The sequence below is a fragment of the Mycobacterium pinniadriaticum genome, from assembly GCF_026242045.1.
In the GTDB taxonomy this organism is placed as follows: domain Bacteria; phylum Actinomycetota; class Actinomycetes; order Mycobacteriales; family Mycobacteriaceae; genus Mycobacterium; species Mycobacterium pinniadriaticum.
In genome coordinates, this window is sequence record NZ_JAPJDO010000005.1 from 192,422 (window position 1) to 206,236 (window position 13,815).

Annotated in this window: 5 protein-coding genes; all 5 read left to right on the plus strand. The window is 67.6% G+C overall.

What is annotated here, in order from left to right; translation table 11 throughout:
• Positions 1 to 55: 55 nt before the first annotated feature.
• The 5 genes from mutA to pks2 all read left to right on the plus strand — a co-directional run bounded on the left by mutA (position 56) and on the right by pks2 (position 13,799).
• Complete coding sequence (gene mutA / locus ORI27_RS08460; protein WP_265996350.1) at positions 56 to 1,915, plus strand: methylmalonyl-CoA mutase small subunit; 1,860 nt, start codon at positions 56 to 58, stop codon at positions 1,913 to 1,915.
• Complete coding sequence (scpA, locus tag ORI27_RS08465; protein ID WP_265996154.1) at positions 1,915 to 4,182, plus strand: methylmalonyl-CoA mutase; 2,268 nt, start codon at positions 1,915 to 1,917, stop codon at positions 4,180 to 4,182. The genes mutA and scpA overlap by 1 nt, the downstream gene beginning before the upstream one ends.
• Positions 4,182 to 5,165: a methylmalonyl Co-A mutase-associated GTPase MeaB gene (meaB, locus tag ORI27_RS08470; RefSeq protein ID WP_265996153.1), complete on the plus strand. Its 984-nt coding sequence runs from the start codon at positions 4,182 to 4,184 to the stop codon at positions 5,163 to 5,165. Before scpA ends, meaB begins: the two co-directional genes overlap by 1 nt.
• A gap of 73 nt (positions 5,166 to 5,238) precedes the next feature.
• Positions 5,239 to 6,504, plus strand: coding sequence for an esterase/beta-lactamase LipL (lipL, locus tag ORI27_RS08475; RefSeq protein WP_265996151.1), 1,266 nt, complete (start codon positions 5,239 to 5,241; stop codon positions 6,502 to 6,504).
• 1,016 nt (positions 6,505 to 7,520) lie between these two features.
• Positions 7,521 to 13,799 (plus strand): sulfolipid-1 biosynthesis phthioceranic/hydroxyphthioceranic acid synthase, encoded by a 6,279-nt coding sequence (gene pks2 / locus ORI27_RS08480; protein ID WP_265996150.1) that lies wholly within the window; start codon positions 7,521 to 7,523, stop codon positions 13,797 to 13,799.
• Positions 13,800 to 13,815: the final 16 nt, after the last annotated feature.

A 13,815-nucleotide genomic window follows, 5' to 3' on the forward strand; every position in this document is an offset into this window, starting at 1 on the left:
TCCGGTTGAGGGCGCCCGCAAGCTGTGACAACAGGAGTTGCCGGTGTCGGTGGAGATGGAGACAGGCCGCGCCCGCTGGCGCACCGCGGTGGCCGGCGTGCTGGCCAAGAGCAGCCGGCGCGATCCGGCGGATCTGCCCGCCGAGCCTGAGACGCTGCTGGATTCGCCCACCTATGAGGGCTTTCCGATTCGGCCGCTCTACACCTCGCTGGACGAACTTCCGGAAGCGCCGCTGCCAGGCAGTTGGCCGTTTGTCCGTGGTGCCGATGCGCACCGCGATGTCGTTTCGGGCTGGAAGGTTGCCGAGGTGTTCGGCGCCGCCGACGTCACCGGCGACGGCAACGACGCGGTGCTGGGAGCCCTCGCCGACGGGGTCAGCGCGCTGGTGCTGCGCGTCGGGGACGGCGGCGTGGCCCCCGCCGATCTGGACCGGCTGTTGGAGGGGGTCTACCTGGAACTCGCGCCGGTGATCATCGACGCCGGGGCGCAGTTCGGTGCCGCCTCCGAAGCGGTGCTGGCACTGGTGGCCGGCGCCGGTGACGCCCAGCGCGCGACATCGGCGGGCAGGAGCGAAGCGACCCGGGGAACTCCGGGACTGTCCATCGACCTGGGCGCCGACCCACTCACCGCTCCGCTCAGTGGCCGCAGCGCCCCAACGGTCGAGGAGGTGGCGCAGGTCGCCGCGACCGTGGCCGGACGCGGCGGGGTGCGTGCCATCACCATCGACGGGCCGGCGTTCCACAACCGCGGCGCGAATGCGGCGTGGGAGCTCGCCGGTGTGCTGGGCGCGGCCGTCGAGTATGTGCGGGATCTGGTCGACAACGGCATTGGGGTCGCCGACGCGGTGCGCCAGATCAGCTTTCGCCTGGTGGCCGATGACGACCAGTTCATGGCGATCGCCAAATTCCGTGCGGTCCGTCAACTGTGGGCCAGGGTTGCCGACGTGCTCGGCGAGCCCGACAGCGCGGCGGCAACGGTGCACGCGGTCACCTCGCTGCCGATGATGACCCAGCGCGATCCGTGGGTGAACATGCTTCGTACCACGCTGGCCGTGTTCGGCGCCGGCGTCGGCGGAGCGGACACGGTGGCGGTGCTGCCGTTCGACGTGGCGATCCCGAGTGGGTTCCCCGGGATCAGTGCGGGCTTCGCCCGCCGTATCGCCCGAAACACCCAGCTGTTGCTGCTCGAGGAGTCGCACGTGGGGCGGGTGCTGGACCCAGGGGGCGGCTCGTGGTATGTCGAGGATCTCACCGAAAGCCTTGCCGCCCAGGCGTGGTCGCACTTCCAGGACATCGAGTCCCGGGGCGGCTTCGTGGCGGCGCGCGATCACGTGGCCGAACAGATCGAGCAGGTGCGGGCGCGTCGCGCCGACGACATCGCCCACAGACGGACACCGGTGACGGGAATCAATGAATTCCCGAACCTGTCCGAACCGCCGTTGCCCCATTACGATTCGTCGGACACGGTGCGCCCCTACGCCGCCGGCTTCGAAGCCCTCCGAGACCGCTCCGACGCTCATCTCCAACGCACCGGTTCACGGCCCCTCGTGCTGCTGTTGCCGCTGGGTCCGCTGGCCGAGAACAACATCCGGGCCACGTTCGCGGCCAACCTGCTCGCCTCCGGCGGGATCGAAACGGTCAACCCAGGCACCGTCGACGCCGCCGGGACGGCCGCCGCGGTCGCCGAGGCCGGCGCATCGGTGGCGGTGATCTGCGGCACCGACGCCCGCTACGGCACCGATGCCGCCGATGTGGTGGCGGCCGCCCGTGCGGCCGGACTGGACCAAATCCTGCTCGCCGGCCCGGAGAAGGCGGTCTCCGACATTCCTGCCGCCGCTCGTCCCGACGGTTACCTGACCGCCAAAATCGATGCGGTCGAAGCGCTTTCGTCCCTGCTCACCCGATTGGGGGCCTGATGACCACCACCACCGGCACCGGCACCGTACCCAGCTTCGCCGACGTCCCGCTGCACGGTGAGCGCCCCGTGCCTGCGCCCACCGAGGCCGCCGTCGCCGACCACGTCGCCGCCGCCGCGTCGGCGAACGGTTACACCGCCGAGCAACTGGAGTGGCAGACCCCCGAGGGCATCGCCGTCAAGCCGGTGTACGTCGGCGCCGACCGTGACGCCGTCGTCGCGGCGGGATATCCGCTGGACAGCTTCCCCGGCGAACCGCCGTTCATCCGCGGCCCGTACCCGACCATGTACGTCAACCAGCCGTGGACCATCCGCCAATACGCCGGGTTCTCCACCGCTGCCGAATCCAATGCCTTCTACCGGCGCAACCTGGCGGCCGGCCAGAAGGGCCTCTCGGTGGCGTTCGACCTGGCCACCCACCGCGGTTACGACTCCGACCATCCGCGGGTGGCCGGCGACGTCGGTATGGCCGGGGTGGCCATCGACTCGATTCTGGACATGCGCCAGCTCTTCGACGGGATCGACCTGGGCACGGTCAGCGTGTCGATGACCATGAACGGCGCGGTGCTGCCGATCCTGGCGCTGTACGTGGTGGCCGCCGAGGAGCAGGGGGTACCCCCGGAGAAACTGGCCGGGACCATCCAGAACGACATCCTCAAAGAGTTCATGGTCCGCAACACCTACATCTATCCGCCGAAGCCGTCGATGCGGATCATCTCGGACATCTTCGCCTACACCAGCGCCAAGATGCCGAAGTTCAACTCCATCTCGATCTCCGGCTATCACATCCAGGAGGCAGGCGCCACAGCCGATCTGGAACTGGCCTACACGCTGGCCGACGGGGTGGAATACCTCAAGGCCGGGCGGGACGCCGGGCTTGACGTCGACAAGTTCGCGCCTCGGCTGTCGTTCTTCTGGGGCATCGGGATGAACTTCTTCATGGAGGTTGCCAAGCTGCGCGCGGGCCGTCTGCTGTGGAGTGAACTGGTGGCCGAGTTCGGCGCCAAGAATCCGAAATCCCTTTCTCTGCGCACCCATTCACAGACCTCAGGCTGGTCGCTGACCGCCCAGGACGTGTTCAACAATGTCGCTCGGACCTGCGTGGAAGCGATGGCCGCAACACAGGGTCACACCCAGTCGCTGCACACCAACGCTCTCGATGAGGCGCTGGCGCTGCCCACCGACTTCTCCGCGCGCATCGCCCGCAACACCCAGCTGCTGCTGCAGCAGGAGTCCGGGACCACCCGACCGATCGACCCGTGGGCCGGTTCCTACTACGTCGAATGGCTGACGTACCAGCTGGCGGAGAAGGCCCGGGCGCACATCGCCGAGGTGGCCGAGCACGGTGGCATGGCGCAGGCCATCAGCGAGGGCATCCCGAAGCTGCGCATCGAGGAAGCCGCGGCGCGCACCCAGGCGCGGATCGATTCCGGCGCACAGCCGCTGATCGGGGTGAACAAGTACCAGGTCGACTCCGACGAGGACATCGAAGTCCTCAAAGTCGAGAACAGCCGGGTGCGCGCCGAGCAGCTGGCCAAGCTGGAGAAGCTGCGCGCCGACCGCGACGAGGCGGCCTGCCAGGCGGCGCTGGCCGAACTCTCCCGGGCGGCAGGCGCTAATCCGTGCGGGCGCGCGGAAGACCCAGACGGCCTGGGCAACAACCTGCTGGCGCTGGCCATCGATGCCGCGCGTGCCATGGCGACTCTCGGTGAGATCTCCGATGCCCTGGAGAAGGTGTACGGCAGGCATCAGGCTGAGATCCGCACCATCGCGGGGGTGTACCGAGACGAGGTCGGGAAGGCCCAAAACGTGAGTGCCGCAACCGAATTGGTAGACAAGTTCGCCGAGGCCGACGGCCGCAGGCCCCGCATCCTGGTCGCGAAGATGGGCCAGGACGGCCACGACCGCGGGCAGAAGGTCATCGCGACCGCGTTCGCCGACATCGGTTTCGACGTCGATGTGGGCTCGCTGTTCTCCACTCCGGAGGAAGTCGCGCAACAGGCCGCCGACAACGACGTTCATGTGGTCGGAGTGTCCTCGCTGGCCGCCGGTCACCTGACACTGGTGCCGGCGTTGCGTGACGCACTCGCCGAGGTCGGGCGACCCGACATCATGGTGGTCGTCGGTGGTGTCATCCCGCCGGGTGATTTCGACGAGCTGTACGCCGCGGGCGCCACCGCGATCTTCCCGCCCGGCACGGTCATCGCCGATGCGGCGGTCGATCTGTTGCACAAGCTCGCCGAGCGGCTCGGCTACGACCTCACCTGATGCCTCCCGACGTGGCAGCACTGGCCGAGGCGATCCGCAGTGGTGATCGTGCGGCGCTGTCGCGGGCGATCACCCTGGTCGAGTCGACCCGCGCCGACCACCGCGATCAGGCGCAACGCCTGCTGCTGGAGCTGATGCCGGATGCGGGCAACGCCCTGCACGTCGGCATCACCGGCGTGCCGGGGGTGGGGAAGTCGACCACCATCGAGGCGCTCGGGATGTACCTCATCGAGCAGGGCCACCGGGTCGCGGTGCTGGCGGTCGATCCCTCGTCGACGCGCACCGGTGGCTCGATCCTGGGGGACAAGACCCGGATGGCGAAGCTTGCCGTACACCCGGATGCGTACATCCGTCCATCGCCGACATCGGGGACACTCGGTGGGGTGGCAAAGGCGACTCGGGAGACGATCGTGCTCGCCGAGGCCGCCGGATTCGACGTGATCCTGGTGGAAACCGTCGGGGTCGGGCAGTCCGAGGTGACGGTCGCCAACATGGTGGACACCTTCGTATTCCTCACCCTGGCCCGCACCGGTGACCAGCTTCAGGGCATCAAGAAAGGGGTGCTGGAGCTCGCGGACATTATCGTGGTCAACAAGGCCGACGGTTCGCACGCCACCGAGGCGAAGGCATGCGCACGCGAATTGGCGGCGGCGATCAGACTGATCCACCCTCACGAAACGCTTTGGCGCCCACCGGTTTTGACAATGAGTGCGATCGAAGGTATGGGGCTGCGGGAACTGTGGGAGACGATCCTGCGCCATCGCGATGTGTTGACCAAGGCAGGCGAGTTCGACGCGCGCCGGCGCGCCCAGCAGGTGGACTGGACTTGGTCGATGGTGCGCGATGCCGTCCTCGACCGGGTGCTGAACCACCCGGTCGTCCGGGCCCAGCGACCGGAGATCGAACGCCAGGTTCGCGACGGCGAGCTCACGCCCGCGCTGGCGGCCCAGCGAATCCTCGATGCGACCGAACAGTCAATGTGACGGTCCGCGTGTCAAGTTAACATTTTGGCAACAATTTGCTGCAGATGTGCTTAGGCCGATTAAATTCCTCTGTGTGACTCAGGCGCGTGAACGCGACACCCTGCCCCACGGGCTGCAGGGTGCCGCCGACCCGAACTTCGCCTGCGCGCTGCGGAACTTCGCCGCGATGTTCGGCCATCCGCGCTTCGGCGGCGGAGCGCTGGCGGTCTACCTCGACGGGCAGCCCGTCGTCGACGTGTGGACCGGCTGGTCGGATCGTCGCGGGCGGCAGCGCTGGTCGGCCGACACCGGAGCCATGGTGTTCTCGGCGACCAAGGGCGTGGCCTCGACCGTCATCCACCGGCTCGTCGACCGTGGCCTGATCGACTACGACGCCCCGGTCGCCGAATACTGGCCGGAGTTCGGCGCCAGCGGCAAGGCGGACATCACCGTTCGCGATGTGATGCACCACCGTGCCGGGCTGGCGCATCTGCGCGGAGTTCGACGACGCGACCTGCTCGACCACTACGTCATGGAGGAACGGATCGCCGCGGCACCGGTCGGCCGATACTTCGGCAAGCCTGCCTACCACGCGCTCACCTACGGCTGGCTGCTCTCCGGGCTGGCCCGTGCGGTCACCGGAAGGGGGATGCGCGAGCTGATCCGCACCGAGGTGGCCGAGCCGCTCGATACCGACGGGATTCACCTGGGGCGGCCGCCGGCGGGCGCGCCGACGCGGGCAGCCAGCATCATCGGCCCGCAGCTCAACATCCCCAACCCGATCTTCAACGCCGTCGCCCCCCGGATCGCGGCACTTGAGATGTCGGCGATCTTCGGCTCGATGTACTTCCCCGGCATGCGGTCGACGGTCCAAGGCGCGATGCCGCTGCTCGACAGCGAGTTGCCCTCGGCCAACGGCATCGCCACTGCGCGCGGTCTGGCCCGCATGTACGGCGCTATCGCCAACGGGGGTGAGATCGACGGCCGGCGTTACCTGTCGTCGGCGCTGGTCGCCGGTCTGACCGGTCGGCGAAACCTGACCCCGGACCGCAACCTGATCCTGCCGCTGGGCTTCCATCTCGGCTATCACTCGCTGCCGATACCCGGCGTGCTGCCGGGCTTCGGTCATGTAGGGCTGGGTGGTTCGCTGGGCTGGGCGATCCCCGAGTCCGGCCTGTCGTTCAGCTTCGTTCACAATCGCTTGCTGACGCCATTCGTGGTTATCGACCAGGCCGGTTTCGTCGCCACCGCGGCGCTCATCCGGCGCGGTGCCGCGGCGGCTCGCCGGCACGGCTTCGAACCCGTCGAGGAGTTCGGCGCGTCATTCGGGCCGACGTCCTCGGGGGTTGTCGCTGGCTGATCGGGCACCTGACCGCCCCCGTCAGCACGTTGCTGATGTGCCCACTTTGGCGGCATGTTGCCTGGTCGCAGACTTCGATGCGGTGGTCGCTGACCTCACCAGATGCCTGTCTGAACCCCCTCCAGCAAACTTTCACAGGTACTTCACAAGGCCTGGCTAAAGGGGTGACAAATGTCACGGAGCGCCGCATGAACCATCTCGAAGTTCGCTTTCATGCAAAAGTTCGCCAATGGTCCGCAAATAGCCGGTCATTTATCCTGTTGCGTTTGCTGACCCGCTCAGGCAAATACCGGGGAACCGGTAATCGACCGCTTCATGCTCCCAGGAATGTGGTAGGCCTCACGGTTGGGAGATTCCCGATCTTGAAATCTCAGGCTACTCTCAGGTTAATAGCCATATCCTGTGCCTGTCGTGGATAATCACAGGTCAAAGGGTTTTCAGAACCTGAGCCAAGGTTGCGGAATCTCTCAGGATGGTCCGACCATGAGAGCTCGGCTCAGCGCCGGCGCCGGCGGAATTCACTAATGAATAACGGTGGTGGAACCATAATTGACATTGGTCGACGACGCTAATTCGGCGATCGCAATACCGAAATTTGCTATAACGGCATCGAAACTAATTTGTGTTGAAATTGCGACAGTAAACACTCTGCAACTTCGCCCCAGGCCCCGAGAGTGTGCCGTCCGAAGCTGTCCGGGTGGCTGACCGGCGGCTGAACGGTCACTAAAAGTGATGGTCAGAGTGATTTTTCGACATCGTCTCAAGATGGTAACGACGCTCTTGCGGATGCCCGGCGTGGCGGGCACAGCTATCGGATATGCACCGGACTCGCAAGAACGACACCGAAGTACCGCCACATTGTCCAATCTCTAATCAAAAACATGAAACATTTCTCGCAGTCGTAACGAAAAACGGCTAAGCTACCGAGCACATTGGCAACTTCGGCTTGGGCGGCTAACGCCAGGTGGTCGGGATGGTTGTCTTGCCCAGCGTGAAGAAGTGAGGTGTGAGCGGACGTGCGTCAGACATCTGTCACCCCCATCGCCGTCGTCGGCATGGCATGCCGGCTGCCGGGTGGTATCGACTCGCCGCACAAGCTGTGGGCGGCGTTGCTCGAGGGCGCCGATCTGGTCACCGAGATCCCCGCCGACCGGTGGGACGGCGACGACCTCTACGACCCCGAGCCGGGTGTGCCCGGCCGTTCGGTGTCGAAGTGGGGTGCCTTCATCGACGACGCCACCGGCTTCGACCCCGATTTCTTCGGCATCAACGAGCGCGAGGCGACAGCGATGGACCCGCAGCACCGCGTGCTGCTGGAGACCTGCTGGGAAGCCACCGAACAGGCGGGCTTCACGCCGTCGTCCCTGTCCGGTACGTCGACCGGTGTCTTCATCGGGATGTCCCATGACGACTACGCGATGGTGACCAGCGACGCCGGTGCCTTCGATCAAGCCTACGCGTTCACCGGCAACCCGTTCAGCATGGCGTCGGGCCGGATCTCGCATGCCCTCGGTCTGCACGGCCCGGCACTGACCACCGATACGGCCTGCTCCTCGAGCCTGGTCGCGGTGCACCAGGCGTGTCGAAGCCTGCACGAGGGTGAAAGCGACATGGCACTGGCCGGCGGCGTGATGCTGATGCTCGATCAGCGCCTCTATGCCTCGTCGTCGGGGCAGGGCATGCTGTCGCCGACCGGGCGTTGCCACTCGTTCGACGTCGCCGCCGACGGCTTCGTCCGCGCCGAGGGCTGCGGGGTCGTCGTCCTCAAGCGTCTCGACGACGCCCAGCGCGACGGTGACCGTGTCCTGGCGGTGATCAAGAGCACCGCGTCCAACCAAGATGGCCGCACCGACAACATCCTGACCCCGTCGAAGGACGCCCAGGTGTCGGTGTTCCAGGCCGCGCTGTCCGCGGCCGGTGTCGACCCCGACACCGTCGGCATGGTCGAAGGGCACGGCACCGGCACCCCGGTGGGCGACACGATCGAGTTCAACAGCATCTCCAGCGTTTACGGAAAAGAGGGCCCATGCGCCCTCACGTCCGTCAAGAGCAACTTCGGACATGCCGAATCCGCGGCGGGTGTCCTGGGCCTGATGAAGGCCGTCCTCGCGGTGCACCACGGGGTGATTCCCCAGAACCTGCACTTCAATCAGCTGCCCGAGAAGCTGTCCAAGATCAAGACCGGGATGTTCATCCCGACCGAGACGACCGCGTGGCCCAAGGACGGGGGTCCGCGCCGCGCGGGCGTGTCGTCCTACGGCATGTCCGGGACCAATGTGCACGCCGTCCTGGAGCAGGCCCCCGAGTCTCCCGTCGTCATCGACGCGGACTCGGCGCCGGCTGCCAAGGACCTGCTGTTCTTCCCGGTGAGCTCGACCTCGGTGGATGGGCTCCGGAACACCGCGGCCCGGCTGGCGGACTGGGTCGACGGCGCGGGCGAGGAACTGTCGCTCACGGATCTCGGTTACACGCTTAGCCGCCGGCGTGGACACCGCTCCCTGCGCACCGCGGTGATCGCCGAGGACCGTGCCGGACTGATCGAGCAGCTGCGCCAGGTCGCCGACGGCGACGAGCCCTACCAGGCCGCCGCCGGCCACGACGATCGCGGACCGGTATGGATCTTCTCCGGGCAGGGCTCGCAATGGGCATCGATGGGCAGCGGGTTGCTGGCCACCGAGCCGGTTTTCGCCGCCAAGATCGCCGAGATCGAGCCCTTGATCGCCGCCGAATCGGGCTTCTCGGTCACCGAGGCGATGACGGCTCCCGAAACCGTCGAGGGCATCCACCGGGTCCAGCCGACCATCTTCGCCGTGCAGGTCGCGATGGCGGCCACGATGCGTGCCTACGGGGTACAGCCCGGCGCGGTGATCGGCCATTCACTGGGTGAGGTCGCCGCCGCCGTCGTCTCGGGTGCCCTGTCCCTGGAAGACGGTGTCAAAGTCATCTGCCGCCGCTCGCTGCTGTGCCTGCGGCTGGCCGGCGGGGGAGCGATGGCATCGGTCGAGATGCCCGCCCAGCAGGTGCGCGAGGAGCTCGAGCAGCAAGGCATCGAGGATGTGGTCGTCGCCGTCGTGGCATCGCCGAAGTCGACCGTGATCGGTGGCGCCACCGAGACCGTCCGCAAGATCGTGGCCGGCTGGGAGGCCCGCGAGATCATGGCCCGCGAGGTCAACGTCGACGTGGCGTCGCACTCGCCGCAGGTCGATCCGATTCTCGACGAGCTCGCCGAGATGCTCGACGACATCACGCCGATGGCCCCCGAGGTGCCGTACTACTCGGCGACCTCGTTCGATCCTCGCGAGCAGCCGTACTGCGATGCCGACTACTGGGTGGACAACCTGCGCCACACGGTTCGGTTCTCGGCCGCCGTGCAGACCGCGCTGGAGGACGGCTTCCGCGTCTTCGGTGAGCTCGCCCCGCACCCGCTGCTGATTCGTGCCATCGATCAGACGGCCGGCACGCTGGACATCACCGTCGCCGCGCTGGCCGGCATGCGGCGCGGTCAGGAAGTTCCGAACGGCCTGGGTGATTTCCTGGGCGACCTGTACGCCGCCGGCGCTCAGATCGACTTCTCGGTGCTGTACCCGGCCGGCCGGCTGGTGGACGCCCCGCTGTCCACCTGGACGCACCGCAGTCTGGTGCTGGTCACCGACGGCACCGACCATCAGGCGCGTGGCGCCCATCTGGTTGCCGCCCACCCCCTGCTGGGCTCGCACGTCCGGCTGCTGGAGGAGCCCGAGCGGCACGCCTGGGCGGCCGAGGTCGGCACCGCCGCGCACCCTTGGCTGGTCGACCACCAGATCAACAATGTGGCGGCGCTGCCCGGCGCGGCCTATTGCGAGATGGCGCTGGCCGCCGCGCGCACCGTTTTCGGTGACGACGCCGAGGTCCGCGATGTCACCTTCGAGCGGATGTTGCTGCTCAAGGATGAGACCCCGGTCAGCGCGGTCGCCTCGGCGGAGGCCTCCGGCGCCCTCGATTTCGTCGTGGAGACCGATACCGACGGCGAGCGTGAGCGCCGCGCCGGTGCGACGCTGTGTGCCGCTGAGTCCGTCGACCGGGCCCAGCCCTACGACATGGACGCGCTGCGCGAGGCCCACCCGAACCACGCGGACGGCGAGGGTGTCCGGCAGTGGTTCGACGGCCGCGGTGTGCAGTTCGGTCCGGCGTTCACCGCGCTGCTGGCCGTGAATGCCGCCGATGAATCCACCGACACCGTGCTCGCCGAGATCGGCCTGCACACGTCGATTCGTAACCAGCAGAGCAGCTATGGCGTCCATCCGGCGCTGTTGGACGCCTGCTTCCAGTCGGTCGCGGCCCATCCGGGCGTGCAGGCCTCCGGTACCGGCGGGCTGTTGTTGCCGCTGGGCGTCGACCGCCTCCGGGTGCACGGCCCGACCCGTAACGCCCGTTACTGCCTGACCCGCGTGACCTCGCTCGACGGTTCTTCCGTGCAGGCCGACATCGACCTCCTCGACGACTACGGCACAGTGCTGTTCACTGTTGAGGGTCTGCGGATGGGCAGCGGGATGTCCGAGGACCACGAAGGCGACCGGGTGCTCAACGAGCGCCTGCTGGGCATCGAGTGGCGCCAGCATCAGGTCGCCGAAATCGCCCACACCGTTGCCGCCACCTGGCTGGTGATCAGCACATCGGACGCCGCCGATCTGCTGTCCTCGGCGCTCACCGACGCGCTGAAACTCAACGACGCCGACGTGACCACGATGTCGTGGCCGCAGCAGGGCGACCACACCGGCAACGCCGAGCGGCTCGGGTCGTTCTTCTCCGAGGGCGGTTTCCACAACGTCGTCGTCGTCAGTGCCGCGCGTAACGGCTGCCCCGAAGAGCAGCTGCCGCACCGCGGAGGAGAGCATGTGCGCCATCTGGTGCGCATCTCCCGCGAACTCGCCGACGCCGCCGGCGAGCCACCCCGGCTCTACGTGATCACCCGCAACGCACAGTCGGTGCTGGCCGATGACCGGCCCAACCTCGAACAGGCCGGCCTTCGCGGTCTGCTGCGGGTGATCGGCGCCGAGTATCCGCAGCTGCGGCCCAGCCAGATCGATGTCGACGACGATGTCGACTCCAAGCTGCTGGCCCGGGTGCTCCTGAGCGGCTCGGAGGAAGACGAGACGGCGTTCCGCAATGGTGAGTGGTACACCGCGCACCTGTATCCGAGCCCGCTGCGCCCCGACGAGCGCTACACCACGGTCGTCGATCATGCCCGCGACGGCATGCGCCTGGAGATCCGCACCCCGGGCGACATGCAGACCCTGGAACTGGCCGCGTTCGACCGGATCCCACCGGGGCCGGGCCAGATCGAGGTCGCGGTCACCGCGTCCAGCCTCAACTTCGCCGACGTCCTGCTCGCCTTCGGCCGCTACCCGAGCTTCGAGGGACTGAACCCGCAGCTTGGTATCGACTTCGCCGGTGTCGTCACCGCTGTCGGCCCGCAGGTCACCTCGCACCGGGTGGGCGATCATGTCGGTGGCATGTCGCCCAACGGGTGCTGGGGGACCTTCGTGACCTGCGACGCCGACGTCGCTGTGACGCTGCCGCCCGGACTGCGCGACGATCAGGCCGCCGCGGTGTCCACCGCGGCGGCGACGGCCTGGCACAGCCTGCATGACCTGGCCCGGATCTCCTCCGGTGACAAGGTGTTGATCCACTCCGCCACCGGTGGTGTGGGGCAGGCCGCGATCGCGATCACCCGCGCCGCCGGGGCGGAGGTCTTCGCCACCGCCGGTACCGAGGAGCGCCGGGACATCCTGCGCGATATGGGTATCACGCATGTCTACGATTCGCGCAGCACCGCCTTCGCCGAGGAGATCCGCCGCGACACCGACGGCTACGGCGTCGACATCGTTCTCAACTCGTTGACCGGCGCGGCCCAGCGGGCCGGCGTCGACCTGCTGGCCTTCGGCGGACGCTTCGTCGAGATCGGCAAGAAGGACATCTACGGCGACACCCGGCTGGGGCTGTTCCCGTTCCGGCGCAATCTGTCCTTCTACGGGGTCGACCTGGCGCTGATGAGCACCACGCACCCCGAGCAGATCCGCGAGCTGCTGAACACCGTGTACCGGTTGACCGCCGAGGGAGTGCTGCCGCAGCCGGAGACGACGCACTACCCGCTGGCCGATGCGGCCACCGCCATCCGGGTGATGGGTGCGGCCGAGCACACCGGCAAGCTGTTGCTGTCGGTGCCGAAGGTGGGTCACAGCACTGTCGTCGTGCCGCCGGAGCAGGCCAAGGTCTTCCGCCGCGACGGCTCGTACATCATCACCGGTGGTCTGGGCGGCCTGGGCTTGTTCCTCGCGTCGAAGATGGCGGCCGCCGGTTGCGGTCGGCTCGTGCTGAACTCCCGCTCGGAACCGAGGGCCGACGCGCTCGCGGAGATCGCCCGGATGCGGGCGGCCGGCACCGAGGTCGAGGTCGTCAGCGGCGACATCGCGCTCTCGGAGACCGTCGACCGTCTGGTGGAGGTGGCCACCGCCACCGGCCTGGCCGTGCGCGGTGTCCTGCACGCCGCCGCGGTGGTCGAGGACGCGATCCTGACCAATATCAGCGACGAGCTGATCGACCGGGACTGGGCTCCGAAGGTCTACGGTGCCTGGCACCTGCACCGGGCCACCACGGCTCAACCGCTGGACTGGTTCTGCTCGTTCTCCTCGGCGGCGGCCCTGATGGGCTCGCCGGGCCAGGGCGCGTACGCCGCGGCCAACAGCTGGCTCGACGGGTTCACCCACTGGCGCCGTTCGCAGGGGCTGCCCGCCACCGCGATCGCGTGGGCCGCGTGGGACGAGATCGGTGCGGGCAAGCACCTGGCCGCCTCCGGCGAAACCACGATGATCAGCCCGGACGAGGGCGCGCATGCCTTCGAGGCGCTGCTGCGCCACGATCGCGCCTACAGCGGCTACGCACCGATTATCGGTACGCCGTGGCTGACCGATCTGGCCGCCCGCAGCCCGTTCGCCGAGGCGTTCCTGGCCAGTGGTGACCGGCTGGCGGACACCAGTACCTTCCGCGCGGAACTGCATGAACTGCCCCGCGACGAGTGGCCGACGAGGATCCGGCGGCTGGTATCCGAGCAGCTCAGCCTGATCCTGCGCCGCTCCATCGACCCAGACCGGCCGATTTCGGAGTACGGTTTGGACTCGTTGGGCAACCTCGAGCTGCGTACCCGTATCGAAACTGAAACGGGAATACGTGTCCGATCGATGGATATAACGACTGTCCGGTCGCTGGCGGAGAGCTTGTGCGAAACGCTGGCCGGCGTCATCACGGCAGCACGTTGATTAATTGGGTCGATAG